The sequence below is a fragment of the Streptomyces natalensis ATCC 27448 genome, assembly GCF_000935125.1.
GTDB lineage: Bacteria > Actinomycetota > Actinomycetes > Streptomycetales > Streptomycetaceae > Streptomyces > Streptomyces natalensis.
In genome coordinates, this window is record NZ_JRKI01000003.1 from 328528 (window position 1) to 352469 (window position 23942).

Annotated in this window: 21 protein-coding genes, 1 tRNA gene and 2 pseudogenes; 9 read left to right on the plus strand and 15 right to left on the minus strand. The window is 69.4% G+C overall.

Annotated elements, in window-relative coordinates:
• Positions 1 to 2: 2 nt before the first annotated feature.
• The gene (locus SNA_RS02465) at positions 3 to 752 is read left to right on the plus strand and encodes a class E sortase (RefSeq protein WP_030064416.1); all 750 of its coding nucleotides are present in this window, start codon (positions 3 to 5) and stop codon (positions 750 to 752) included.
• A gap of 117 nt (positions 753 to 869) precedes the next feature.
• Here the strand turns inward: SNA_RS02465 and pknB are convergent, their stop codons facing one another.
• The 6 genes from pknB to SNA_RS02495 form a co-directional block, all read right to left on the minus strand.
• The gene (gene pknB / locus SNA_RS02470) at positions 870 to 2834 is read right to left on the minus strand and encodes a Stk1 family PASTA domain-containing Ser/Thr kinase (RefSeq protein WP_030064415.1); all 1965 of its coding nucleotides are present in this window, start codon (positions 2832 to 2834) and stop codon (positions 870 to 872) included.
• 146 nt (positions 2835 to 2980) lie between these two features.
• On the minus strand, positions 2981 to 4450 hold the full coding sequence (locus SNA_RS02475; RefSeq protein ID WP_044362874.1) for a peptidoglycan D,D-transpeptidase FtsI family protein: 1470 nt from the start codon (positions 4448 to 4450) through the stop codon (positions 2981 to 2983).
• Positions 4447 to 5844 carry an FtsW/RodA/SpoVE family cell cycle protein gene (locus SNA_RS02480; RefSeq protein WP_030064414.1) on the minus strand — a complete coding sequence of 466 codons (1398 nt, stop codon included), beginning with the start codon at positions 5842 to 5844 and terminating at the stop codon, positions 4447 to 4449. The genes SNA_RS02475 and SNA_RS02480 overlap by 4 nt, the downstream gene beginning before the upstream one ends.
• Positions 5845 to 5867: 23 nt before the next feature.
• On the minus strand, positions 5868 to 7439 hold the full coding sequence (locus tag SNA_RS02485; RefSeq protein WP_030064413.1) for a PP2C family protein-serine/threonine phosphatase: 1572 nt from the start codon (positions 7437 to 7439) through the stop codon (positions 5868 to 5870).
• Positions 7440 to 7571: 132 nt separating this feature from the next.
• Positions 7572 to 8096, minus strand: a complete 525-nt coding sequence (locus SNA_RS02490; protein ID WP_030064412.1) for an FHA domain-containing protein FhaB/FipA — start codon at positions 8094 to 8096, stop codon at positions 7572 to 7574.
• Positions 8097 to 8106: 10 nt separating this feature from the next.
• On the minus strand, positions 8107 to 8931 hold the full coding sequence (locus SNA_RS02495) for an FhaA domain-containing protein (protein WP_030064411.1): 825 nt from the start codon (positions 8929 to 8931) through the stop codon (positions 8107 to 8109).
• A gap of 565 nt (positions 8932 to 9496) precedes the next feature.
• On the opposite strand from SNA_RS02495, the gene SNA_RS02500 reads away from it, so the two are divergent.
• A tRNA-Leu gene (locus SNA_RS02500) sits at positions 9497 to 9580 on the plus strand.
• A gap of 258 nt (positions 9581 to 9838) precedes the next feature.
• On the opposite strand, the pseudogene SNA_RS02505 reads toward SNA_RS02500, so the two are convergent.
• A pseudogene (locus tag SNA_RS02505) lies at positions 9839 to 10657 on the minus strand (LysR family transcriptional regulator); the annotation flags it as partial.
• On the opposite strand from SNA_RS02505, the pseudogene SNA_RS02510 reads away from it, so the two are divergent.
• Positions 10633 to 11007: pseudogene (locus tag SNA_RS02510) on the plus strand (MFS transporter); the annotation flags it as partial. The pseudogenes SNA_RS02505 and SNA_RS02510 overlap by 25 nt on opposite strands.
• 165 nt (positions 11008 to 11172) lie before the next feature.
• Here the strand turns inward: SNA_RS02510 and SNA_RS02515 are convergent.
• Positions 11173 to 11823 (minus strand): FMN-dependent NADH-azoreductase, encoded by a 651-nt coding sequence (locus SNA_RS02515; protein WP_030073775.1) that lies wholly within the window; start codon positions 11821 to 11823, stop codon positions 11173 to 11175.
• Positions 11824 to 11956: 133 nt separating this feature from the next.
• On the opposite strand from SNA_RS02515, the gene SNA_RS02520 reads away from it, so the two are divergent.
• On the plus strand, positions 11957 to 12319 hold the full coding sequence (locus SNA_RS02520) for a winged helix-turn-helix transcriptional regulator (RefSeq protein ID WP_044362878.1): 363 nt from the start codon (positions 11957 to 11959) through the stop codon (positions 12317 to 12319).
• A gap of 193 nt (positions 12320 to 12512) precedes the next feature.
• Here SNA_RS02520 and SNA_RS02525 read toward each other — a convergent pair whose 3' ends face one another.
• On the minus strand, positions 12513 to 12947 hold the full coding sequence (locus tag SNA_RS02525; RefSeq protein ID WP_030073773.1) for a MarR family winged helix-turn-helix transcriptional regulator: 435 nt from the start codon (positions 12945 to 12947) through the stop codon (positions 12513 to 12515).
• Positions 12948 to 13189: 242 nt separating this feature from the next.
• On the opposite strand from SNA_RS02525, the gene SNA_RS02530 reads away from it, so the two are divergent.
• From SNA_RS02530 to SNA_RS02545, 4 genes are all read left to right on the plus strand, one after another.
• Positions 13190 to 14491, plus strand: a complete 1302-nt coding sequence (locus SNA_RS02530; protein WP_241779516.1) for an ABC transporter permease — start codon at positions 13190 to 13192, stop codon at positions 14489 to 14491.
• A 524-nt stretch (positions 14492 to 15015) separates the two neighbouring features.
• Positions 15016 to 16431, plus strand: a complete 1416-nt coding sequence (locus tag SNA_RS02535) for a DUF2252 domain-containing protein (RefSeq protein WP_030073769.1) — start codon at positions 15016 to 15018, stop codon at positions 16429 to 16431.
• A 326-nt stretch (positions 16432 to 16757) separates the two neighbouring features.
• Positions 16758 to 17750, plus strand: a complete 993-nt coding sequence (locus tag SNA_RS02540; protein WP_198534965.1) for a J domain-containing protein — start codon at positions 16758 to 16760, stop codon at positions 17748 to 17750.
• A gap of 10 nt (positions 17751 to 17760) precedes the next feature.
• A complete protein-coding gene (locus SNA_RS02545; RefSeq protein ID WP_063752629.1) occupies positions 17761 to 18105 on the plus strand; it encodes a rhodanese-like domain-containing protein in 345 nt (114 codons plus the stop codon).
• A 20-nt stretch (positions 18106 to 18125) separates the two neighbouring features.
• Here SNA_RS02545 and SNA_RS02550 read toward each other — a convergent pair whose 3' ends face one another.
• The 6 genes from SNA_RS02550 to paaA all read right to left on the minus strand — a co-directional run bounded on the left by SNA_RS02550 (position 18126) and on the right by paaA (position 23045).
• A complete protein-coding gene (locus tag SNA_RS02550; RefSeq protein ID WP_044362880.1) occupies positions 18126 to 19259 on the minus strand; it encodes an acyl-CoA dehydrogenase family protein in 1134 nt (377 codons plus the stop codon).
• 250 nt (positions 19260 to 19509) lie between these two features.
• Entirely contained in the window at positions 19510 to 20559 is a 1050-nt protein-coding gene (gene paaE, locus SNA_RS02555; RefSeq protein WP_030066422.1) for a 1,2-phenylacetyl-CoA epoxidase subunit PaaE, read from the minus strand.
• Positions 20559 to 21062 carry a 1,2-phenylacetyl-CoA epoxidase subunit PaaD gene (gene paaD, locus SNA_RS02560; protein WP_030066421.1) on the minus strand — a complete coding sequence of 168 codons (504 nt, stop codon included), beginning with the start codon at positions 21060 to 21062 and terminating at the stop codon, positions 20559 to 20561. The genes paaE and paaD overlap by 1 nt, the downstream gene beginning before the upstream one ends.
• Positions 21056 to 21772, minus strand: a complete 717-nt coding sequence (gene paaC, locus SNA_RS02565) for a 1,2-phenylacetyl-CoA epoxidase subunit PaaC (protein ID WP_030066420.1) — start codon at positions 21770 to 21772, stop codon at positions 21056 to 21058. The genes paaD and paaC overlap by 7 nt, the downstream gene beginning before the upstream one ends.
• Positions 21769 to 22098: a 1,2-phenylacetyl-CoA epoxidase subunit PaaB gene (paaB, locus tag SNA_RS02570; RefSeq protein ID WP_044362884.1), complete on the minus strand. Its 330-nt coding sequence runs from the start codon at positions 22096 to 22098 to the stop codon at positions 21769 to 21771. The genes paaC and paaB overlap by 4 nt, the downstream gene beginning before the upstream one ends.
• Positions 22095 to 23045, minus strand: coding sequence for a 1,2-phenylacetyl-CoA epoxidase subunit PaaA (gene paaA, locus SNA_RS02575; RefSeq protein WP_030066418.1), 951 nt, complete (start codon positions 23043 to 23045; stop codon positions 22095 to 22097). Before paaA ends, paaB begins: the two co-directional genes overlap by 4 nt.
• Positions 23046 to 23245: 200 nt before the next feature.
• Here paaA and SNA_RS02580 point away from each other — a divergent pair, with 200 nt between their 5' ends.
• Positions 23246 to 23914: a DUF5819 family protein gene (locus SNA_RS02580; RefSeq protein WP_030066417.1), complete on the plus strand. Its 669-nt coding sequence runs from the start codon at positions 23246 to 23248 to the stop codon at positions 23912 to 23914.
• The last annotated feature ends 28 nt before the right edge of the window (positions 23915 to 23942 follow it).

Sequence of the window (23942 nt, forward strand, 5' to 3'; positions counted from 1 at the left end):
CGGTGACTGCGACCGGACATGACGAGGACACCGACCCCTCCGAGCCGTCACCGAAGCCGCGCCGCGGGTGGCGGATCGCCGCCTCCGTCGTCAGCGTCATCGGTGAACTGCTGATCACGGCAGGACTGATCCTGGCCCTCTTCGTCGTCTACTCGCTGTGGTGGACCAATGTCCTCGCCGACCGCGAGGCACACAAGCAGAGCGACGCGGTACGCCAGCACTGGGCGAAGGTTCCCCACAGCGGCCCCAAGGGCCCGGGCGAACTGGACACCAAGGACGGCATCGGCTTTCTGCACGTCCCGGCGATGGACAACGGCGAGGTGCTGGTCAAGAAGGGCACCGACACCGACATCCTCAACGAGGGGGTCGCCGGCTACTACACCAAGCCGGTCAAGTCGGAGCTGCCGCAGGACAAGAAGGGCAACTTCACCCTTGCCGCGCACCGCGACGGCCATGGAGCGAAGTTCCACAACATCGACAAGCTCAAGGACGGCGACCCGATCGTCTTCGAGACCCGGGACACCTGGTACATCTACAAGGTCTACGCCGTGCTCAACCAGACCTCGAAGTACAACGTGGATGTGCTCGACAACATCCCCAAGGAGTCCGGCAAGCACAAGGCCGGCCGCTACATCACGCTGACGACCTGCACGCCGGTCTACACCTCGGATTACCGCTACATCGTCTGGGGCGAGCTGGTCCGTACCGAAAAGGTCGACGCGGACCGCACGCCGCCCAAGGAACTCGGCTAGGCCGGGGCCCGCCCCCCCCCAGACTCGCCGCCCGCCGCCGACGACGAAGCCCCGGCCGCCCTCCATGGGCTGCCGGGGCCTTGTCGTACGACGCTGTGACGCTGCCGGAGGGGGCTGTTAATTCCCCCCGAACGGCCCGCCGATGAAGCCGCCGTTACCGCCGCCGCCCTGGGTCGTAAGGATCACGGTGGTGTTGCTGGGGTCGGACGGCTGGTCCGCCGGCGGGTTCTGCTCGGTCACCTGGGCGTTGTCGTCCTGCGGGCCTTGGAACTGGATGTTGTTGAAGCCGGCCTGCTGGAGGGTCTTCTTCGCGTCCTTGACCTTCTGGCCGACGACGTTGGGAACCGGCGTCTGCGCCGGGGCCTTGCCGACCGTCAGCATGACAGACGAATTCGGTTTGGCCTTGCTGTTGCCGGTGGGGTCCTGCTTGAGCACCTTGCCGACCTGGTTGGGGTCGGTGACTTCCTGATCGGTCGTGGTGACGGTGAAGCCATTGGCCTTCAGCTGGTTCGTGGCCGCCGCGACGTCCTGGCCCGTAACGTCCGGGACAGGCACCTTCGGGTTCTCCTGGGCGACCGTCAGCGTGATCTTGGTGTCCTTGGCCGCCTTGCTCTGGGGCGGGGGGTCCTGATGGATGACGGTGCCCGCCGTGCGGTCGGACACCTCGTACTTGGGAACGACGTTGCGGAAGCCCTTGTCCGCGAGATCCTTCTGCGCGTTCTCGAACGAGATGCCGCCCACGTCGGGGATCCGTACCTTGACCGGTCCCGTACACAGCGTGACCGTGACCGTGTCGTCCTTGTTGATCTTCGCCCCGGCGGCCGGGGACTGCGAGGTGATATGGCGCTTCGTGGTGTTGTCGCAGGGCTTGCGGCCGCCCACGGCGACCTTGAAGTTGCCGTTCTGCCCGTACGTCTTGGCCTCGTCCAGCGTCTTGCCGACGAGGTTGATCAGCGGCTCCTTGCCACCGACGTCCCTACCGGTGAACATCGCCTTGCCGATGAAGATCGCCCCGACCAGCACCAGCACCGCCGCGAGGACCAGCAGAATCGTCGAGGTACGGCTCTTCTTCTGGCCGCCCCGACGCCGGTCGGCGCGGTCGTCATAGCCGTAGCCCCCGTCGTCGGGGTTCATCGGCGGAAGCATGGACGTCTTCGGGCCGCCGTCCTGCGGACGCAGCATCGTGGTCGGCTGGTCCTGGTCGAAGCCGCCCGCGCCCATCGCGGAGGTCGCGGCGACCGGCTGGCCCTCCAGCGCCGCCTCGATGTCGGCGCGCATCTCGTCGGCCGACTGATAGCGGTAGTCCGGGTCCTTGACCAGCGCCTTCAGGACGATCGCGTCCATCTCCGGCGAGATCTCGGGATCGAAGTTGCTGGGCTTCTGCGGCTCCTCGCGGACGTGCTGGTACGCCACCGCGACCGGCGAATCGCCGACGAACGGCGGCCGGACGGTGAGCAGCTCGTAGAGCAGACAGCCGGTGGAGTACAGGTCGGAGCGGGCGTCGACCTGCTCGCCCTTGGCCTGCTCGGGCGAGAGGTACTGCGCGGTGCCGATGACCGCTGCGGTCTGCGTCATGGTCATCCCGGCATCGCCCATGGCCCGGGCGATACCGAAGTCCATGACCTTGACCTGGCCGGAGCGGGTCAGCATGACGTTGGCCGGCTTGATGTCACGGTGCACGATGCCGGCGCGGTGGGAGTACTCCAGCGCCTGCAGGACGCCGGTCGTCATCTCCAGCGAACGCTCGGGCAGCAGCTTGCGTCCGGAGTGCAGCAGCTCACGCAGCGTGGAACCGTCGACGTACTCCATGACGATGTACGGGATCGAGACCCCGTCGACGTAGTCCTCGCCGGTGTCGTACACCGCGACGATCGACGGATGGTTCAGCGAGGCGGCCGACTGGGCCTCACGGCGGAACCGGGCCTGGAAGGACGGATCGCGGGCGAGGTCGGCCCGCAGCGTCTTCACAGCGACGGTGCGGCCCAGGCGGGTGTCATGGGCGAGGTAGACCTCCGCCATGCCACCGCGGCCGAGCACCGACCCCAGCTCGTACCGGCCGCCGAGGCGACGCGGCTCTTCCATAAGCTTCTCCAGCCCTCTCCGTCAGTCCCGACCGCACCTGTGTGTGGTCCGGCGGTGTGCTGTCCGGGCATACCGTACCCGGCGCGCCGTTCCGGTCCGGGTCGCTGCCGCAACCTGATATCCGACCGGTATTGGCACCGCCCGCATCACTTGTTGCTCTCGATGACCGCCTCCATGACGCTCTTGGCGATCGGAGCTGCGAGCTTGCCGCCTGCGATGTCATTGCGGAGTGTGTCGGATCCCTCAATGACGACGGCCACCGCGACGGGGGTTCCCTTGGAGGTCTTCGCGTACGAGATGAACCAGGCGTACGGGTTGTCCTTGTTGTTCTCGCCGTGCTGCGCCGTACCGGTCTTGCCGCCGACGATGACGCCGGGGATCTGCGCCATGGTTCCCGTGCCCTCCTTGACGACGGTCTCCATGATGCTCTGGACCTTCTGCGCGTTCTCCGGCGCCAGCGGGTGGCTCATCACCTGCGGGGTGTGCTGCTGGACCACGTTGAGGTTCGGGGCTTCCAGCTGCTCGACCATGTACGGCTTCATCAGCTTGCCGCCGTTGGCGACCGCCGAGGCGATCATGGCCATCTGCAGCGGAGTGGCGCGGTTGGAGGCCTGGCCGATGCCCGCCATGGCGTTCTGCGGCCGGTTGTCCGTGGGGAAGATGCTCTCCGCGGCCCGGACCGGAGTATCGATCTTCGAGTTGTTGAAGCCGAACTTCTCCGCCTCGGCCTTCATCTTCTTGTTGCCGAGGTCGGCGCTGATCTTGCCGAAGACGGTGTTGCAGGAGTAGCGCAGCGCCTTGCGCAGCGAGGCGTTCTCACACGGGATGTTGCCTTCGTTCTTCAGCTCGATGCCCGAGGTGTCGGGCAGCGTGTACGGCAGCGGCGAGCGGGTGTCGGCATCGACGTCGTTGTACAGCCCGTTCTCCAGGGCCGCCGAGGCGGTGACGACCTTGAAGGTGGAGCCGGGCGGGTAGGTCTGGCGCAGCGCCCGGTTGAGCATCGGGTCGTCCGGGTCGTTCTTCTTCTGCAGCGCGTTGAACGCCTCGGCGTCCTTGTTGCTGTTGCCCGCGAACGTCGAGGGGTCGTACGAGGGGGTGCTGGCCAGCGCCAGGATCGCGCCGGTCTCCGGGTTGATCGCGGCGACCGCACCCTTCTTGTTGCCCAGCCCCTCGAAGGCGGCCTTCTGCGCCTTGGCATCCAGCGTGGTCACGACGTTGCCGCCGGCCTGCTTGCCGCCGGTGAACATGTCGACCGTACGGCTGAAGAAGAGCTTGTCGTCGGTGCCGGAGAGGATGCCGTCGTTCAGCTTCTCCAGCTGGTTGGAGTCGAAGGCCTGCGAGGCGTAGCCGGTGACCGGCGCCCACATCTTGCCGTTCTTGTACGTCCGCTTGTACTTGAAGTCGCCGCTGTCGGTGATCGTCGAGCCGGTGACGGCCTTGCCGTCCACGATGATGTTGCCGCGCGGCTTGCTGTAGCGCTCGATGGCGACCCGGCGGTTGTGCGGGTCGTTCTTGAGCTGGTCGCCCTGGACGAACTGCACCCAGTTGACGCGGATCAGCAGAGCGAGGACGAGCAGGCCGCAGAAGATCGCGACCCGGCGCAGTGGCTTGTTCACGGACGGACCACCTGGGTCATCTCGGCGTCGGTGGACGGGGCGGGGGCCGGCGCGGGCCGACGAGCGGTGTCGCTGATCCGCAGCAGGATCGCGACCAGCGCCCAGTTGGCGATCACGGACGAACCACCCTGGGCCAGGAACGGCATGGTCATACCGGTCAGCGGGATCAGGCCCGTCACACCGCCGGCGACGACGAAGACCTGGAGGGCGAAGGCGCCCGACAGGCCGATCGCCAGCAGCTTGCCGAACGGGTCGCGGGCGGCCAGCGCCGTACGGATGCCCCGCTCGATCAGCAGGCCGTAGAGCAGTAGGACGCCCATCAGGCCGGCCAGGCCGGTCTCCTCGCCGACGGTGGCGAGAATGTAGTCGCTCTTGGGCGCGATACCGCCGATCAGACGCGAGTAGCCCTGGCCGAGACCGGAGCCCATGATGCCGCCGGAGCCGAAGGAGTACATCGACTGCGCGGTTTCGGTGACACCGCCGTTGGAGGCCAGCTCCAGGGGGTTGAGCCAGTTGTGGACCCGGACCTGCACGTGCGACTCGAACGTCGCCACCGCGACCGCGCCGCCCCCGCTGAGCAGCAGGCCGAAGACGATCCAGCTGGTGCGCTCGGTCGCGACGTACAGCATCACGACGAACAGGCCGAAGAACAGCAGCGAGGTACCCAGGTCGGTCTCGAAGACCAGGATCATCAGGCTCAGCGCCCAGATCACCAGGATCGGGCCGAGGTCACGCCCGCGCGGCAGATACATGCCCATGAAACGGCGGCTGGCCAGCGCCAGCGCATCCCGCTTCACCATCAGATAGCCCGCGAAGAAGATCGCGATGATGATCTTGGCGAACTCGCCGGGCTGAAGACCGCCGATACCCGGGATGGTGATCCAGATGCGGGCACCGAAGCGCGCCGGGAAGAACACCGGCGCGATCAGCAGCGCCAGCGCCACGACCATGGAGATATAGGTGTAGCGCTGCAACACGCGGTGGTCCTTGAGGAACACCAGAACGGCCAGGAAGAGCCCCACGCCGAGCGTGGACCACATCAGCTGGCCCGGCGCCATCGCACCGCCGAGCTGCTTGGTGGTGATCGCCGGCTCCTGGTCGAGCCGCCAGATGAAGACCAGGCCCAGGCCGTTGAGCAGGGTGGCGATGGGCAGCATCAGCGGGTCGGCGTACGGCGCCCACTTACGGACGACCAGATGCGCGACACCGGCCAGCAGCCCCAGCCCCAGCGCATACCCGAGCACGCCGGCCGGCACCGAACCGTCCTTCGCCAGACCGACGTTGACGTAGGCGAACACCGGGATCAGCACCGCGAACAGAAGCATCGCCAGCTCGGTGTTGCGGCGGCTCGGGGCTCCGATGGTGCCGACGGTGGTGGTGTTGGTACTGCTCATGAGATGTCCGGCCCCCTACGCCCTCACTGCTGGGTGCTGCATTTCTTTTCCAGTTCCTGCTGCTCCTCGGAGGGGGCTTGGCTGGTGGTGGGTGTGGGAGTCGCGGACGCGGAGAGCGCACCGGGTACGGCGCTGCCCGTCTTCGCGGCCTTGTCGGCCGAGCCGGGCTTGGCGGTGGAGCCGGGCTTCGCGGTGGACCCGGGCTTCGGGGTGCCGTCCGTCTTGCCGCCCGGTTTCCGGCCCTTGTTACGGGCCGCTTCCTCGGCGGCCGCCTCCCGCTGCTCCTTGGCCAGACAGGCATTGGCCTGCTTGCCGAGCTCGGTGACCTTCTCGCTCGCCTGGGTGCGGTCGTCGACCGCGATCGTCTCCTTGACCTGGTTGCGCTGGTACAGCGGTAGGTACTTGAGTTCGATCTCGGGGTGGTCCTCGTCCACGGTGTTCAGCGAGATCCACGCCAGGTCCTGGCTGATCCCGCGGTAGAGCGCGACGTGACTGCCGTTGGCGCCGACGAAGTACTGGGTCTGCGTCCAGCGGTAACCGCCGTAGAGCCCGCCGCCGACCACGGCCAGCGCCAGCGCGATGAACAGCGACCGCTTGAGCCACTTCCCGCGCCGCCGCGGCTTGAGGAAATCTTCGTCGGTGAACGCGCCGAAGGAGCCCTGCGGCGGGCCCCCGACGTCCGGACCACCGCTGCCGGGCGGCCCGAAGGCGCCTCCGGGGGCGGCCTGGGCGCTGTCGCGGCGGCCGAGCTCGGCGGCCCGGGCGGCCGGCGTCTGGAGCGTGCTGGGGTCGCTGAGCTGGTGCTGGTTCTCGGCGACGGCGCCGACGATCACCGGGGTGTCGTTGAGCTGCCCGGCCATCGTGTCCGCGCCGTCCACGTCCAGGACGTCGGCGACGATGCAGGTGATGTTGTCGGGCCCGCCGCCGCGCAGCGCGAGCTGGATCAGCTCCTGCACCGTCTCGTGCGGCCCGTGATAGCCGGCGAGGGTCTCCTCCAGCGTCTGATGGCTGACGACCCCGGACAGCCCGTCCGAGCAGATCAGATACCGGTCCCCGGCCCGCACCTCGCGGATCGACAGATCGGGCTCGACGTGATCACCGCTGCCCAGCGCCCGCATCAGCAGCGACCGCTGCGGATGGGTGGTGGCCTCTTCCTCGGTGATCCGGCCCTCGTCGACCAGCCGCTGCACCCAGGTGTGGTCCTGGGTGATCTGCGTGAGCACACCGTCGCGCAGCAGATACGCCCGCGAGTCGCCGACGTGCACCAGGCCCAGCCGCTGACCGGTCCACAGCAGTGCGGTGAGCGTGGTGCCCATGCCTTCGAGCTGGGCGTCCTCCTCGACCATGACCCGCAGCTGCTCGTTGGCCCGCTGCACGGCGGTGCCGAGCGAGGTGAGGATGTCCGAGCCCGGAACGTCGTCGTCGAGCTGGACGAGGCTGGAGATCACCTCGGAGCTGGCGACCTCACCGGCGGCCTGGCCGCCCATACCGTCCGCGACGGCGAGCAGCCGCGGCCCGGCATAGCCGGAGTCCTCATTGCCCTCGCGGATCATGCCCTTGTGCGATCCGGCGGCGAAGCGCAGTGACAGACTCATGCGCACCTCACCCGTCGGTTCGGGGTACAGCCGGTCTCCTCGAGCCACACTGCCCACCCTCCGGTCGGGAGCACACCCGGGTCCGTCGAGTGGACCGTCGCGGCTCGCTCGCTCCGCTCGCTCATTGTCGTACTACTTCCGCAGCTCGATGACGGTCTTGCCGATGCGGATCGGGGCTCCCAGGGGAATCGGTGTCGGGGTCGTCAGACGGGTCCGGTCCAGATACGTGCCGTTGGTGGAACCCAGATCCTCGACGATCCACTGGCCGTCACGGTCCGGGTAGATCCTGGCATGCCTGCTGGAGGCGTAGTCGTCGTCCAGCACGATCGTGGAGTCGTGGGCACGGCCCAGCGAGATCGTCTGGCCCTGGAGGGCGACGGTGGTGCCGGTCAGCGAGCCCTCGGAGACCACCAGCTTGGTGGGCGCTCCGCGGCGCTGGCGGTTGTTGCCCCGCCCGCCGTCCTGGCGGCGCTGCTGCTGGGGCGGCGCGGCCTGGCGCTGCGCACGCGCTTCGGACCCGCCGCGCCGGGCGGCCCCGCGCTGTGTGACGCGGGTGCCGAACAGATCGCTGCGGATGACCTGAACGGCCACGATGACGAACAGCCACAGTACGGCGAGGAAACCCAACCGCATGACCGTGAGGGTCAGCTCTGACATTGCCCCCGCTTCACCCTTCGGCTTGCCGGTAAACGATGGTGGTACTGCCCACGACGATCCGCGAGCCGTCGCGGAGACTAGCGTGAGTGGTGTGCTGCCCGTCCACCACGATGCCGTTGGTGGAACCCAGATCCTGGACCGTGGGGGGCGTTCCGACCCGGATCTCACAGTGACGCCGGGACACACCCGGGTCATCGATCCGCACGTCAGCGTCGGTGCTGCGGCCCAGCACCAGCGTCGGACGCGAGATCTGGTGACGGGTGCCGTTGATCTCGATCCAGCGCCGGGTCTGCGCATAGGGCTGCGGCCCTGCACCGGGCGGTGCCGTACGGGGTACGGGCGGTGCGCCGCCGGAAGGCGGGGACGCGGGCATGGGGGGCGCGCTCACATGGCCGCCACCGGGCTGGGGGCCACGGGGCGGCGCCGAGGGGGCACGCTGTCCGGCGGGCTCCTGGGAGGAGCTGGCGGCGAGCGTACGGCTGCGTACGCGGTACAGGCCGGTGTCGAGATCGTCGGCCTTCTCCAGATGGACCTTGATCGCGCCCATGAAGGTGTACCGCTGCTGCTTGGCATAGTCGCGGACCATGCCCGACAGCTCATCGCCCAGCTGGCCGCTGTAGGGGCTCAGCCGCTCGAAGTCGGGAGCGCTCAGCTCCACGATGAAGTCATTGGGGACGACCGTGCGGTCGCGGTTCCAGATGGTGGCGTTGTTGTCGCACTCGCGCTGCAGCGCGCCGGCGATCTCGACGGGCTGCACCTCGGACTTGAACACCTTGGCGAAGGTGCCGTTGACGAGACCTTCGAGACGTTGCTCGAAACGCTTCAGTACTCCCACGGGACACCTCCTTCCTCAGTCTTCGTCGTGATCGTCCTGATCGGGTCGTCCTGATACTGCTTACCGATCGTATCCACGCGTCGGGAAATCGGCTGGTTCCCCTTTCCCGCCTGGGAGACGAGTGTCGCCCCTCACAGGGTTGCCCGGACCTTGCCTGACTCCATGCCCAGTGTTCAAGCACTGCGATCGTAGATGTGCCCCCAACACAGTGTCCCGCAACCGTCCAGCCTTCGGACCGGCCGGGGGTGTGCGCCCTTCCGGTCACGGCGGGCAGCGTACGGGTGCCACGGGGCGGCGTACGGCTCCGCGCACACGGCGTACGGCACCGCGGAGTCGAGCACGGCTCCGCGACACGGTGAGTGTGGCCCCTTGTGGGTGCCCACGGCGAATGCCCGGGTGAGAGCCCGCACCGGCCCGGCGGCGGCCGCGGCGCGGCGACCGGGGGAAAGGCATGTGAAGGCACCCTCAACACCGTGCTAATCTTCTGGATGTCGGCAGGCGCTCGCAGCAAGACCCGGACCGAAAGGCCCCGGATCTCGTGAGAGAATCAACCGGCAGCACCCATGCGCGGGTGGCGGAATAGGCAGACGCGCTGGATTCAGGTTCCAGTGCCCGAAAGGGCGTGGGGGTTCAACTCCCCCCTCGCGCACAGATGAGACCCCCGGTCTCCGGAGAAATCCGGAGACCGGGGGTTTCTTGCGTTCGGCGAGGGGCCGGGGTGTTGGGTTTGTCACTTTGGTGCCGGAGTGGATGATGTCGGTCGGTTTGGGGGCCGGGTGGTGTGGCGCGGGGCGGTGGTCGCGGGCTTGTGTTCTGCGGATTGCATCCCGTATTGCCGCCATTTTTGCTTTTCCTGGTAGTTCCCGGACCGGGTGTTCCTGTTTCCTTCCTGCATTGGCCGGCGCATTCACGGCATACAGGCGCCGGCTTCGGTATTCGTGGGGTCATCGGCATTCGCGGGGTCGCCGGTGTTCGTGGTTTCCGTCACAGTCGTGCGGAAGGCGCGGATGCGCGCGGTGCCGCGGGACGGGTGGTGGACCAGGCCCAGGACGGAGTCCGGGAGGCCGGTGACGGGGAGAAAGGTGATGTCGCGGCGGCCGTGATAGTCGGCGGTGGGGCGGCACAGCAGCATGCCGCCGCGGCCGGCCGCGGCGAGGGTGAGGCCCTCCTGGAGGGTGCTGACGCTGGGCCCGGCGGGTATCGGACGGCCCTCGGGGGTGATGGTTGGGGCGTGGGCCTCGCGCCAGTAGGCGGGTGCCGGGGCGATGAGGGGGAGGGCGGCGAGGTCCTCGGCGGTGAGGCCGGAGCGGGCGGCCAGGGGGTGGCGTACGGACAGGGCCAGGGTCTGCCGCTGGGCGGCGAAGACCGGGCCGAGCACGAGATCGGGCTCGGCCACGGGCAGCAGCGTGACGGCCACATCGACCGCGCCGCTGCGCAGCGCGCCGAAGGGGTCGCACAGCGGGATCTCGACGATTTCGGTGTGGCAGCCCGGATGACGGGCTTGGAAGACGTCGATGGCTCGCATGATCGGGCCGTCCGCGGTGCCCTGGAAGCCGATCGTCAGCCGGCCCTCGATGCCGCGGGCGGCCGTACGGGCGGACTCGACGGTGGCGCGCAGGGAATCGTAGGCGGGGCGCAGCGACCTGCGGAACTCCTCGCCCAGCGGGGTCAGGCTCACCCGGCGGCTGGTGCGGTCCACCAGGCGGGCGCCTATCCGGGACTCCAGGGGTCACCTTGCTGGTGATCTGCGGGGTGCTGGCGGGAGCGGTGTTGTTGCTGCCGCTGGTGGGGCGGGGCGCGGGGGTGCCGGGGGCGGCGCTCGTGGTCGCCGTATGGGGGCTGGCCTACGGGGGTGTTTCGGTCAGCACGCAGACCTGGCTGATGGCGGCGGCGCCGAAGGCCCGGGAGGCGGCTTCCGCGCTGTTCGTCGCGGTGTTCAACGGGGCCATCGCCCTGGGCGCGCTGACCGGCGGCCGGGCCGCGGACGGCTGGGGCGTCGTCGGCGTGATGGGGCTGGGCGGCGTGCTTGCGGTGGGGGCGCTGGTGACCGTGGGGGTGGGGAGAGCGCCGGGGTGAGGGGGACGGAGAGGGGTGACGGGTTGCTGTTTGAGGGGTGGTGGGATGCGTTGTGTGTGGAAGTGCTGGGGGTGGGGTGAGGGCGGGAGGCGCCATGCCTGATGCCTTTGCCCTCACCCCGGGGCGGCCGGGGCGGCCGGGGCGGCCGGTGCGGCCGGTGCGGCGTCAGGCGGTGAAGCGGTCGACGAGGGCCTTCGCCTTGGCCGACGCGTCCTCGAGGGCCTTGTCGCGGGAGGCCTCGTACTTCGGGATCAGGTCGGCCATCGCCTCGTTCACGGGAGCCATGGTCAGCTCGGGCACGATGAAGTCGACCTCCAGGCCGAGCCCACCGCCCAGGACGGCCTCCAGGTAGTTCTGCACGTACTCGAAGTCCTCACGGGGCGTGCCCGGCGCGTACGAACCGCCGCGGCTGGCGACGACGGTCACCGGGGTGCCCTTGGCGGACGGTTCGGCGCCCGACGTACGGCCCATGATGATCACCTGGTCCAGCCATGCCTTCAGGGTGGAGGGGATCGTGAAGTTGTACATCGGCGCGCCTATCAGGATCGCGTCGGCGCGCTCCAGCTCCTCGGCGAGGCCGGTGCGCAGCGCGAAGGCGGTCTGCTGCTCGGGGGAGTGCGTCGCGGGGTCGGAGAAGGCCGCGGAGGCGGCGACGCCGTCGAGGTGCGGCAGCGGGTCGGTGCCCAGATCGCGGTAGATGACCGTGCCATCGGGATGCTGCTCCTCCCAGGTCTTGCGGAAGGCGGCGGTGACCGCGCGGGAGGCGGAGCCGCCCTCGGGGAAGACGGAGGTGTCGATGTGCAGAAGGGTGGCCATGGGGATCGGTCCTTCGGGTCGTGGCCGGATGAAGCCCGGCACGGTGACGGTCGTTGAATTCCGTACGTCACTATTCATAGCACAGGAGCTTACTTTTCTGCAGCAGCCAACAAGAGGAAGGTACCCTGGGTGCATGGCGGACCACGGCGAGACGATGTGCAGACAGGTCGACGTCGGCATGACGCGCGTCTTCGAGCTGTTCGGGAAGCGGTGGACGGGGCTGATCGTCGCCACCCTGATGCCCGGGCCGGTCCATTTCGCCGATCTACGGCGCGCGATCCCCGGGATCAGCGAGCGCATGCTCTCCGACCGCCTCATGGAACTGGCAGCCGCCGGCCTGGTCGTTCGCGAGGTCGACGAGGGCCCGCCGCTGCGCGTGTCCTACCGGCTGACGGAGGCCGGACGGGGGATCGAGCCCGCGCTCAAGGAGCTGTCCCGGTGGGCGGAGACGTATCTCGCTGATGGCGGGCAGTGTCCGGAGCGGTTTCGGAAGTAGCGGGTGGGGTGCGGGTGGGCTGGCGCGGGGGCGGGCGTTTGCCGGTGGGCCGGCGGTTGGTCCGCGGTGGGTTGGTGGGTGGTTGGCTGGTGGCGTTTTCCTCTCCTCGGTCTTCCGCTTCCCTCTCCCCGGTGTTCTGCGCTCTCGGGTGTTCCGGTGTGCTCCGGTACTCCGTGCGCCCCGGTTTCGTTGTTCAGTCGAGGCGGTCCTGGGCGGCGTTGTAGCGCTGTAGGTACATGGCGAAGCGGTCGAGGTCGCCCCCGTCCCAGTCGGCCAGTCGCTCGTGAAATGCCTGGCGGCGGCTCGCGGTGACGTTGGCGAGTACTTCGGCGCCTTTCTTCGTCGGGTGCAGTACCTGGACGCGTTGATCGTCCGGATCCACGCGGCGCTCGACGAAGCCGAGCTTCTCCAGGGCGGCGATCTGTCGGCTGACCGTGGATTTGTCCAGGAGGTAATGCGCGGCAAGGTCCGTGGCGCGGCATCCGTGCTGGTCGTCGAGGTGTGCGAGCAGGGTGTAGGAGACCAGCGACAGCTCGGGGTGCATCCGCGCGGCGCTCGCGCGGGCCCGTCTGGCGAATGCGGTCATCTCCTGCTGGATCGTCTCGATGGAGGTGTCGCGATGGGGCACGGGGTTGCCTTTCCTGAAGTAGTTGTATAGTACAACGTGAATCGATGGTTGTATTTAGCAACTCGTGTGGGTTGCGTACGGCGACCGGTTCTCTGAGGCGCGATGCCGCCCCCTCGTTGGAGCGCGTTCTGCGATGTGCGGCGGAGCGATGCGCGCCGTTTGCGTAGCCGCCCCGACTGACCAACGAGCCGACGAACCAACGAGCCGATCACCCCAACCGACCAGCTGAGAAGGCCTGCATCATGAGCCCGGTCCCCCGTCCCGACCACCGCCGCGGCGATCCTGGCAGCGCCGATCTTCGTACGGCCAGTACGGCCAGTACGGCCAGTACGGCCAGTACGGCCCGTACGGAGCGGCACGGTGCCCATCGCTCCGGCCATTCCGCCGGGCTGCGGCACGTCCTGACGCACCTGATCACCCCGCTGCTGATGTGCATCGGCATGGGTCTGGCGTACCTGGGCGCGTTCGCCGATCCTGCGCCGCATCATCTGCCCGTCGCGATCGTCGGGTCGGGCCAGAGTGTGCAGCTGCTGGCGCAGTCGATCAATGACAAGGCGGGCGGCGATCTGGAGGTACGGACGGTCGGCGACCGGTCCGCCGCGGTCGACCAGCTCAAGCATCAGGACATCTTCGGTGCGTATGTGATCAAGGCGACGGGGGATGCCGGGGGCGCGGCGGGCGGCGGCGCGTCCAGCGGTGTACCTGGTGGCAAGTCGGGTGGCCGGGCCGGTGATGTGCGGGCGTCGGGGCCCGAGTTGCTGGTGGCGACTGCGGGTTCCGACACCAGCGCGTCCGTGGTGCAGAAGATCTTCACCCCGATCGCGGCGCAGCACGGCTTTCCGCTCAAGGTCACGGACGTGGCGCCGACCGCTGACGACGACCCGACGGGGCAGGGCATCTTCTTTCTGCTGGTCGCGATCAGCATCGGCTCGTACGCTTCGGTCGCGGTGATCGGCGGTGCCGGGGCCGTACTGCCGCTGCGGCTGCGGGCAGCGCTGGCCGTCGGTACGTCGTTCGTGGTCAGTGCCATCGGGGCGGCGTTCGCGGGGCCCGTCTTCCACCTCGTCGATCACGGACTGTGGGGGGTGTGGGGTATGGCCTGGCTGTACTCCGCGGGCATTCTGCTGATCGGCACCGGTCTGCACACGTTCCTCAAGCGTTGGACCACGCTCGGGGTGATGGCGCTGTTCGTGATGCTCAACTTCACGTCCTCCGGCGGGATTTTCCGTCCCGAGATGCAGAACGGCTTCTTTGCTGCTCTGCACTCGTTCTGGAACGGCGCGGGCTTCGTCGAGGGCACCCGTAGCCATGTCTACTTCGACGGTTACGGCCTGGCCGGGCACATCTGGACGCTGGCCGTATGGCTGGTCTTCGGTGCGCTGACGGTCGGCGTGGCGGGCCTGGCGGAACGGAAGCGGCGCACGACCGAGGCGATGGCGGCCGCCAATGCGGCGGCGGTGGCGGCGGCCGCGGTGGCGGCGACGGTGCCGGAGCGAGGGGTGGAAAAGATGGAGGAGGAGATGGAGGAGGCGGTGGGGGTTTAGGGAGTTGGGGCAGGGCTTGCATGCGGGTGCGGGTGCGGGTTTGTGGCCCGGGGGAGGGGAGGCTGGCCCTCTCTCTGGCCCTCTCTCTGCCCCTTGTCCTTGCGTGCGCTGTCGGTATGAGGCGGTGTCAGGTTCCGTGCCGTCGGCGCGTCCTCACATCCGCTCCGTGCTCCTCACCCGCCGGCGACTCCTCTCCGACGCGCTTGTCCACAACTGCCCGGGTGTACTTGTCCACCGACCGGTCATGGGCTGGCGCACTCGTCTGACCGTCCGACCTGCGACTTCACCCCTTCCGTCGTCCTCGGTCGTCCTGGACCGCCCTCGACCGTCCCTGTTCGTGCTTCCTCCGCACCGACGCCACAGCCGCATCCGTCGGGTCCGTTCTCATCCGGCCTTCCCTTACTGAGAGTTATCCACAGGGCCTGCCGGACCGCGGGAGGTGTGGGTACGGTCATGGCCGAACGAGAAAGAACCGGTCGGTCAGGCCGGACAGGAGCAGGTCGTGGAGGGGGAGGTGGCGCGCGATGTCGCGTGTGCCGTACGTACCGGGTTTCGCGAAGGCTGATGCGCGGGGGGCGTCGCCCAAGGCCGCGGGCCGGGCGTTGCGGGAGCGGCTGCCCCGCGCCGAACAGGCTGCGCTGTCGATCGCGGCCGGGCGGCCTGACGCGGTAGCGGCCGTCGAGGAGTCCAACACCGGCCGGCTGCCGGAGCTGACGCCGATACGGGTGGGACGGATGGCCGCCAGTCCCTTTGCTTTCCTCCGTGGCTCCGCGGGGCTGATGGCATACGACCTCATGGCCACACCCGTCACCGGCATAGGCGCACAGATCTGCGGGGACGCCCACGCCGCCAACTTCGGCCTCTACGCGGACGCGCGCGGCGGCCTCGTCATCGACCTCAACGACTTCGACGAGACCTTGTACGGGCCGTGGGAGTGGGACGTGAAGCGGCTCGCGGTGTCGCTGGTGCTGGCGGGACGGGAGGCGGGAGTCGGCGAGGACGAATGCCGGAACGCGGCGCTGGATGCGGCCGGTGCGTATCGGCGCACGATGCGGTTGTTGGCGAAGCTGCCGGTGACCGAGGCGTGGAATGCGATCGCGGACGAGGAACTGGTTTCGCACACCGACGCCCGGGATCTGCTGGGGACGCTGGAGCGGGTCTCCGCCAAGGCCCGTAAGAACACCAGCGCACGGTTTGCGGCCAAGGCCACCGAGCAGGGGCTCGACGGAGGGCGCCGGTTCGTGGACGCGCCGCCGGTGCTGCGGCGAATACCGGATGCGGAAGCGGCGGCGGTGGCCTCCTCGCTCGCCGGCTATCTGGAGACGTTGCCTGAGGACCGGCTGCCGCTGCTGGCCAGGTACGCCGTGCACGATGTGGCCTTCCGGGTGGTCGGGACGGGCAGTGTCGGGACGCGGTCGTATGTCGTGCTGCTGCTTGATCACCGGGGCGAGCCGCTGGTCCTCCAGGTGAAGGAGGCACGTGGTTCGGTGCTGGCGCCGTTCGTGGAGAAGGCCGGTTTCGCGGTGCCGTCGGTGGTGCACGAGGGCCGCCGGGTGGTGCTCGGCCAGCGGCAGATGCAGGTCGTCAGCGACGTGTTGTTGGGCTGGACGACGGTGCAGGGACTGGCGGGGAGCGAGGCCCGGGAGGGGCTGCCGTTCCAGGTCCGGCAGTTCAGGAACCGCAAGGGCAGTGTGGATCCGGCGCAGCTGACCGGAGACCAGATGGATGACTACGCACGGATGACCGGCGCCCTGCTGGCGCGGGCGCATGCGCACAGCGCGGACCCGCGGCTCGTGGCCGGGTACTGCGGTAAGAGGGGGGAGCTGGACGAGGCGATCGCGGCGTTCGCGGTGGCGTATGCGGATCGCACGGAGGCGGATCACGCGGACCTGGTGACGGCGGTGAAGAGCGGCCGAATAGCGGCCGAGATGGGGGTGTGAGCGGGGCAGGACCGCACGAGCGGGGTCCGCTGCGGGCTTGACGTCGACCTGCGGCGGCGCAGCCACCCTGCCACCGCCTCGCCCGGACCCGCGAGGATGCGGGGTGGCAGGCGGGGTATGGGGGCGCGCGGGGCTGGGGTGTGGGGGGGAGGGCGTGGGGGTGGAGGGGGGAGGGGAGGGCCCCCGGGGCGCCGGATGAAGGCAGCCGCCTAACCGACCCGACCCACCCTGCCTCCGCCCCGCCCTCATCCCGTCCCGCCCCGCCTTCATCCCGCCCCGCGCCGCCGCCCGCGACCGTGCCCGCACATGGGCCGTACGCTGACCGAGTGACGAACTCGCACGCGGAGAACGCGCAGGACGGCCAGGACGGACCGGACGCAGCGGATGCACCGGGCACGGCAGGCACGCCCGGCGCACCCACGCCCGGCGCACCAAGCGCACCCGGTGCCCCCACCGCCCCGGCCGACACGTACGCACCGGATGGCTCTGCCGCCCCGCCGCCGTCCAGCGCCCCCGCCGGCGAGCAGGGCGGCCGCGCGGCTCAGGACGAGGCGACCCAGCGGCTGGCGAAGGCCGTGCGAGCGGCCGAGCAGGCGTTGATCGAGTTCGAGATCGCGGTGGAGACGTTCCGGGTGGAGGTGGAGAACTTCTCCCGGCTGCATCACCAGCGGCTCGGTCCCATGTATGCGCGGCTCGACGAACTGGACGCGCAGATCGCCGAAGCCGTGGCGGCGCGTACGGGTGACCCCGAGGACATCCGTAAGGCCCGGGAAGCACGGGCCTCGGTGCTGCCGATGCCCAACGTGGAAGAGCTGTTCCACGGGTGGATGGGGTCGGACGGACTGTTCCCCGAGTCGCAGGCCATGCTCGCCGAGCAGTCGGTCCAGCCGCCGCAGAAGGTGCGGCCCAGCGAGGAGACCCGCAAGGTCTACCGCGACCTGGTGCGCAAGGCTCACCCGGACCTGGCGCGGGACGACGCGGAGCGCACTCGGCGGGATGCGTTCATTGCGCGGGTCAACATGGCCTACGGGCGGGGCGACGAGGCGGCGCTGCGGGAGCTGGTGCGGGAGTGGGAGGCCGGTCCGGCGCCGGCCGAGGAGCGGCTGAGCGAGAGCGAGGAGCTCTACGCCCGGCTGGAGTGGCTGGCCGAGCGCAAGGAGATGCTGGCCGCCGTCGCGGCGGAGCTGGAGGAGAGCGCGATCGGGGCCATGATCAAGATGGCGCCGCAGGACCCGGATGCCCTGCTGGACGAGATCGCCGAGAAGCTGCTCGCCGATGTAGCGGAGCGCGAGGCATATCTCGCGCAGCTGGTCGGGTAGCGTCGAGAGCATGCGATTTGGTTCTCTGCCCACGGTCGGTGTCGATGCTCTGACGTCCGAGGACTTCCTCCTGGACGTACGCGAGGACGACGAGTGGGAGGCCGGGCACGCCCAGGGCGCGCTGCACATCCCGATGAGCGAGTTCGTGGCCCGTTACGGGGAGCTGACCGAGGCGGTGCCCGAGGACGGCAAGGTCTATGTGCTGTGCCGGGTCGGCGGGCGGTCGGCCCAGGTGGCGCAGTATCTGATCCAGCAGGGCATCGATGCGGTGAACGTCGACGGCGGTATGCAGGCATGGGAGGCCGCCGGCCGTCCCGTGGCGGACGGCAAGGGCGGCGTCGGCACCGTCATCTGAGCCATTCGGCCAGACCCCCTTCACCCCAGCACATGCGCAGCGAGAAGATCACCCAGCGTCTCCTCGTGCGAGGCCGCCGGGCCCAGCGACAGTTCGAGCTGCTTGGCCCAGGCGTGGTAGCGGTGCAGGGAGTAGTCGGTGTCGGCGCCGAAGCCGCCGTGCAGGTGCTGGGCGGTCTGGACCACGCGTCGTACGCCGTCGGATGCCCAGATCTTGGCGACCGCGACATCGCCTGCCGGCGGTAGCGCGCCGGGCGCGCCGGTGCTCAGACGCCAGGCGGCCTGCCACAGGGTGGCTTCCATGGCGCGCAGGTCGATGAAGCGGTCGGCGGCCTGGACTGCGACGGCTTGGAAAGTGGCCACGGGGTGGCCGAACTGTTCGCGTTTGCCGGTGTAGTCGCTGGTCATCGCGAGGACTTGTTCGCCCAGGCCCAGTGCGAGCGCGCAGGTGCCGGTGGTCATGACGTTGCGCAGCATCTCCCAGGCGCCCGGGTCGGTGAGCAGTGCCCGGGCGGCGATGCGTACCGAATCCAGCCGGACCTCCGCGTAGCGCTCGCCGCTGGTGGATATCTGGTCGTCGAGTGTGAGGCCGGCGTGGGTGCGGGGGACGAGGGCAAGGACGGGGCATCCGTCGTGGGTGTGGGCGGGGAGCAGGATCCGGTCGGCGGTTTGGGCCCAGGGGACGGTGGTCTGGGTGCCGTCGAGGATCCAGTCGGCACCGTCCGGGCGGGCGGTGACGGCGAGTTCGGCCGGGTCATGGCCGGTGCGGCCGCCGGTGGCGACCGTCACGACGAGATTGCCGGTGGCGATCCGGGGCAGGACGTCGGCGCGGAGCTCGGCCGGCGCATACGACTGGAGGGTGTGTGCGGCGGCGCTGGATTCCAGCAGGGGTACGCGGGCCAGCACCTTGGCCGATTCGCGGAGGACCAGGCAGAGCGCGATCGGGTCGAGGCCCGCGCCGCCGTGTTCGGGGGCGATCGGGAGGCTCAGCAGGTCGGCGTCGGCGAGCTTGCGCCACAGCGCGCGGTCGAAGTCGTCGGCCACGGCTCCGGGGGTGAGCGCCGGGCTGGGTACACCGTCGGGTACGACGCCCGAGAAGACGGCCCGGGCCGCTTCGAGGGCGGCTTGCTGCTCCTCGGTGAAGGTGAAGTCCACTGGTCTGTCCTCCCACGCGGCGCGTTGACCTGACGGGGCGTCAAGGTAGAACAAGTTGCAGTAATTGGGAATGGCGGGGGACAGGGAGTCCCTACGCGGTGTCGCTTCCCCGCCGGCGGTGGCGGCCCATGTGGCGATGTCGCACCACCCCCCCCGGCGGCGTTCCACGTACGCGTGTTTGCCCCGCTGCGGTATTCCCCTCCCCCTGATGCGGCAGCCCACTACGGACGGAAGCCCCTCCCCCGGCCCATCAGCGATCGAAGTCCAACTCGACCTTCTCCGTGGCCGGATGCGACTGGCAGGCCAGCACATATCCGGCGTCGACCTCCTCCGCCTCCAGGGCGAAGTTGCGGTCCATCCGTATCTCGCCGGACACCAGGAACGCACGGCAGGTGCCGCACACTCCGCCCTTGCAGGCGTACGGCGCATCCGCGCGATTGCGCAGTACCGCCTCCAGCAGTGATTCGCCGTCCCGCACCGGCCAGGTGCCGGAGCGTCCGTCGAGGGTGGCGGTCACGGTGCTGTGTGCGGGGGTGGCGGCGGTGGGAGCCGAGGGGGCAGTGGTGCCGTTGTCGATGTGGAAGATTTCTTCGTGGATGCGGTTGCGCGGGACGTTCAGGGAGCGCAGTGCCCGTTCGGCGCTCTGGACCAGGCCGTAGGGGCCGCACAGGAACCAGCCGTCGACCGAATCGACGGTCAGCAGTGCGGGCAGCAGCGCATGCAGTCGTTCCTCGTCGAGCCGCCCGGAGGGCAGTCCGGCCTGTTGTTCCTCGCGGGAGAGGGTCTGGATCAGCTGGAAGCGCTGCGGATAGCGGTCCTTGAGGTCGGCCACCTCCTCCAGGAACATCGTCGAGGCCGCCGTGCGGTCGCTGCGGATCAGGCAGAAGCGGGCGTCGGGCTGCTGGGCGAGCAGGGTGGTGACGATGGAGAGCACGGGGGTGATGCCGCTGCCGCCGACGATGCCGACGAAGTGGCCGGGGCGCGGGGCGAGGGTGAACCGGCCGGCCGGGGCCATCACCTCCACCGTGTCGCCGACGGCCAGTTCCTTGAGCGCGTACGTCGAAAAGGCGCCGTCCTCGACCAGGCGGATGCCCACACGAAGGACGGGATCGTCGGTGGCCGGGGTGCAGATGGAGTACGTCCGGCGGATTTCCTGGCCGTCGACCGTTCTGCGCAGTGCGATGTGCTGCCCGGGGGCGTGCCGGAAGGTCTCGCGCAGCTCGGGCGGGACGGCGAGAGTGACGGCCACCGCGTCGTCCGTGAGCCGCTCGACCTCTTGGACCCGGAGCGGGTGGAACATCACAACTCCTTGAAGTGGTCGAAGGGTTCGCGGCAGGACTCGCAGCGGCGCAGGGCCTTGCATGCGGTGGAGGAGAAGCGGCTGAGCAGGGTGGTGTCGGTGGATCCGCAGTGCGGGCAGCGGATGGCCAGGGCGACAGGGACCGGTCCGTCGGCCGGTCCGGTGGGGCGTGGCGGGGCGATGCCGAAGGCGGCGAGTTTGCGGCGGCCTTCGGGGGTGATGGCGTCGGTGGTCCACGGGGGGCTGAGGACCGTACGGACCTCGACCTGCGCCACGCCGTTGTCGTGCAGGACCCGCTCTATGTCGGCGGACATCGCCTCGATGGCGGGGCAGCCGGTGTAGGTGGGGGTCAGCTGTACCTCGACGCGGCCGGGGGAGGTCAGCCGTACGCCGCGCAGGACGCCGAGCTCGGCGAGGGTGAGGACCGGCAGCTCGGGATCGGGGACGGAGCCGGCCAGCGCGAGCAGCTTCTCTTCGAGGGGGGTGGGTGCGGTGGTCACCATGTCGCCCCCGGGTGGCTGCGGTGCAGATGCTGCATCTCGGCGAGCATCCGTCCGAACGGTTCGGTGTGCAGGCCCTGCCGGCCGGCGCCCGCGGTCCAGGCACCGTGCTGCGGTCCCTGCGGCACGGTGAGGGTGGCCCGTTCCAGGACGGTGGTGAGGCGGGTCGTCCATTCGTCGCGCAGCGTCTGCCAGGGGGCGTCGAGTGCGTCGACGGGTTCGAAGAGCTCGCCGGTGAAGCGCCACAGGGCGTCCAGGCCGCGCTGCATGCGGGTGTGGCTCTCGTCGGTGCCGTCGCCCAGGCGCAGGGTCCACTGTTCGGCGTGGTCGCGGTGGTAGGCGGTCTCCTTGACGGCTTTCGCCGCCAGGGGTGCCAGTTCGCTTCCGCCCGTGGCGAGGTGGTCGAAGAGCAGCTGCTGGTAGAGGGAGAAGTAGAGCTGGCGGGCGATGGTGTGGGCGAAGTCGCCGTTGGGCTGCTCGACGAGCTGGACGTTGCAGAACTGCCGTTCCTCGCGCAGATAGGCCAGTTCGTCCTCGTCACCGGCCAGGGAGAGGAGGATGCGGGCCTGGCCGAGCAGGTCCAGGGCGATATTGGCCAGCGCGACCTCTTCCTCCAGAACGGGGGCGTGGCCCGCCCATTCGCCCAGGCGGTGGGAAAGGATCAGCGCGTCGTCCCCGAGGGCCAGGGCCGGGGTGCGGGTGAGGTTCGTCAAAGGTGATGCACCCCGTCCGGGATCTCGTAGAAGGTCGGGTGGCGGTAGGGCTTGTCGCCGGCCGGTTCGAAGAAGGTGTCCTTCTCGTCCGGCGAGGAGGCAGTGACCTGGGCGGAGGGGACCACCCAGATGGAGACGCCCTCCGAGCGGCGGGTGTAGAGGTCGCGGGCGTTGCGCAGGGCCATGGCGGCGTCCGGGGCGTGCAGGCTGCCGGCGTGGGTGTGGGCGAGGCCGCGGCGGCTGCGGACGAAGACCTCCCACAGGGGCCATTCGGCGGGGCGGGCCGCCGGGGCCGCGGGGGCGTCGGCGGGGCGTGGTGTCGTCATCGGTCGGCCTTCCCGTGCTTGGCGGCATGTGCGGCGGCTGCCTCGCGCACCCAGGCGCCGTCCTCATGGGCCCGCCGTCGGCGGGTGATCCGCTGTGCGTTGCAGGGGCCGTTGCCCTTGAGGACTTCCCAGAACTCGGTCCAGTCGATCGGCCCGAAGTCGTAGTGGCCGCGTTCCTCGTTCCAGCTCAGGTCCGGGTCGGGGAGCGTCAGCCCGAGGGCCTCGGCCTGGGGGACGCAGATGTCGACGAAGCGCTGGCGCAGTTCGTCGTTGGAGTGGCGCTTGATCTTCCAGGCCATGGACTGTGCGGAGTGTGCCGATTCGTCGTCCGGCGGGCCGAACATCATCAGCGAGGGCCACCACCAGCGGTCGACCGCGTCCTGTGCCATGGCGTGCTGGGCTTCGGTGCCGCGGCTGAGGGCGAGCAGAAGTTCGTAGCCCTGGCGCTGGTGGAAGGACTCCTCCTTGCAGATGCGGACCATGGCGCGGGCGTAGGGCCCGTAGGAGCAGCGGCACAGCGGGACCTGGTTGGTGATCGCGGCGCCGTCCACCAGCCAGCCGATGGCGCCGACGTCGGCCCAGGTCAGGGTGGGGTAGTTGAAGATCGAGGAGTACTTCTGGCGGCCGGTGTGCAGCTTGTCGAGGAGTTCGTCGCGGCTGGTGCCGAGGGTTTCGGCGGAGCTGTAGAGGTAGAGGCCGTGGCCGGCCTCGTCCTGGACCTTGGCCATGAGGATCGCCTTGCGGCGCAGGGACGGCGCGCGGGTGATCCAGTTGGCCTCGGGCTGCATGCCGATGATTTCGGAGTGGGCATGTTGCGCTATCTGGCGGATGAGAGTGGAGCGGTAGGCGTCCGGCATCCAGTCGCGCGGTTCGATGCGCTCGTCCGCGGCCACGGTGGCGTCGAAGACGGCTTCGAGTGCCGATTCTTCCGGCGCGATCGTCGTCATGTGGTGCCCCCTCGCTCCCGACCGACCGATCGTTCGGTTCAATGGTGGGTGGGCGGCCCGCGGGTGTCAACCCTGAGAAAAATCAGGGTCAGGTGTGCCGGGTGCCGCCGCGTAGGTACCGTTCCGTGGCGGGGTCCATCACGGGTTGGCCGGGTGCCGGCCCAGGTGTCAGCCGACGGGATCGTGGGAACGGGGCGGGAATGCAGTCATACGGGGACGAAACGCGGCCACTGGCCGCGCTCTCGCTGCCCTCGCGGATCGTCATAGGCGTGGCTGCCTGCGCCGGCGCCGTGATCGTCGCGATCCATCTGGCCATGATGTTCCTGCATGTCGCACCGCAGAACACGCTCAGCAAGCAGCAGGGCACGCTGATCAGCGACTACGTCTATCCCGAGTACGAGCAGAACTGGAAGCTGTTCGCGCCCAACCCGCTCCAGCAGAACATCGATGTCCAGGCCCGCGCCCAGGTGCGCGGCGCGGACGGCGCAGTGCAGACCACCGGGTGGAGCGATCTGACCGCCCTCGACGGGCGCGCCATCCACCACAACCCGCTGCCCAGCCACACCCAGCAGAACATGCTGCGCCGCGGCTGGGAGTTCTACCTCAGCTCGCACACCGCCCAGAACGGCCCCATCGGCATGCGCGGCGAGCTCTCCGAGCGCTACGTCCGGCGCATCGTGCTGTACCGCATGGGCGCCGAATGGGCACGGAGCGGGCGGGTCGAGCAGGTGCAGCTGCGGTCGGTGACCACTGCGGTCGTCCCGCCGCCGTGGAGCACGGAGAAGATCAGCGACAAGCCCATGTACCGCGTACTGCCCTGGTGGCAGGTCACGGCAGACGACCTGCCCAAGGGGGCGAAGAACCAGTGAGCTCCGAAGAGCCGGTGACGTCGGAAGA

Coding starts and splice junctions, on each gene's coding strand:
- pknB (WP_030064415.1), bottom strand. CDS start 2,834: ATGGAAGAGCCGCGTCGCCTCGGCGGCCGGTACGAGCTGGGGTCGGTG.
- SNA_RS02480 (WP_030064414.1), bottom strand. CDS start 5,844: ATGAGCAGTACCAACACCACCACCGTCGGCACCATCGGAGCCCCGAGC.
- SNA_RS02485 (WP_030064413.1), bottom strand. CDS start 7,439: ATGAGTCTGTCACTGCGCTTCGCCGCCGGATCGCACAAGGGCATGATC.
- SNA_RS02490 (WP_030064412.1), bottom strand. CDS start 8,096: ATGTCAGAGCTGACCCTCACGGTCATGCGGTTGGGTTTCCTCGCCGTA.
- SNA_RS02515 (WP_030073775.1), bottom strand. CDS start 11,823: ATGGCCACCCTTCTGCACATCGACACCTCCGTCTTCCCCGAGGGCGGC.
- SNA_RS02520 (WP_044362878.1), top strand. CDS start 11,957: ATGGCGGACCACGGCGAGACGATGTGCAGACAGGTCGACGTCGGCATG.
- SNA_RS02530 (WP_241779516.1), top strand. CDS start 13,190: ATGAGCCCGGTCCCCCGTCCCGACCACCGCCGCGGCGATCCTGGCAGC.
- SNA_RS02535 (WP_030073769.1), top strand. CDS start 15,016: ATGTCGCGTGTGCCGTACGTACCGGGTTTCGCGAAGGCTGATGCGCGG.
- SNA_RS02545 (WP_063752629.1), top strand. CDS start 17,761: ATGCGATTTGGTTCTCTGCCCACGGTCGGTGTCGATGCTCTGACGTCC.
- paaE (WP_030066422.1), bottom strand. CDS start 20,559: ATGTTCCACCCGCTCCGGGTCCAAGAGGTCGAGCGGCTCACGGACGAC.
- paaD (WP_030066421.1), bottom strand. CDS start 21,062: ATGGTGACCACCGCACCCACCCCCCTCGAAGAGAAGCTGCTCGCGCTG.
- paaB (WP_044362884.1), bottom strand. CDS start 22,098: ATGACGACACCACGCCCCGCCGACGCCCCCGCGGCCCCGGCGGCCCGC.
- paaA (WP_030066418.1), bottom strand. CDS start 23,045: ATGACGACGATCGCGCCGGAAGAATCGGCACTCGAAGCCGTCTTCGAC.
- SNA_RS02580 (WP_030066417.1), top strand. CDS start 23,246: ATGCAGTCATACGGGGACGAAACGCGGCCACTGGCCGCGCTCTCGCTG.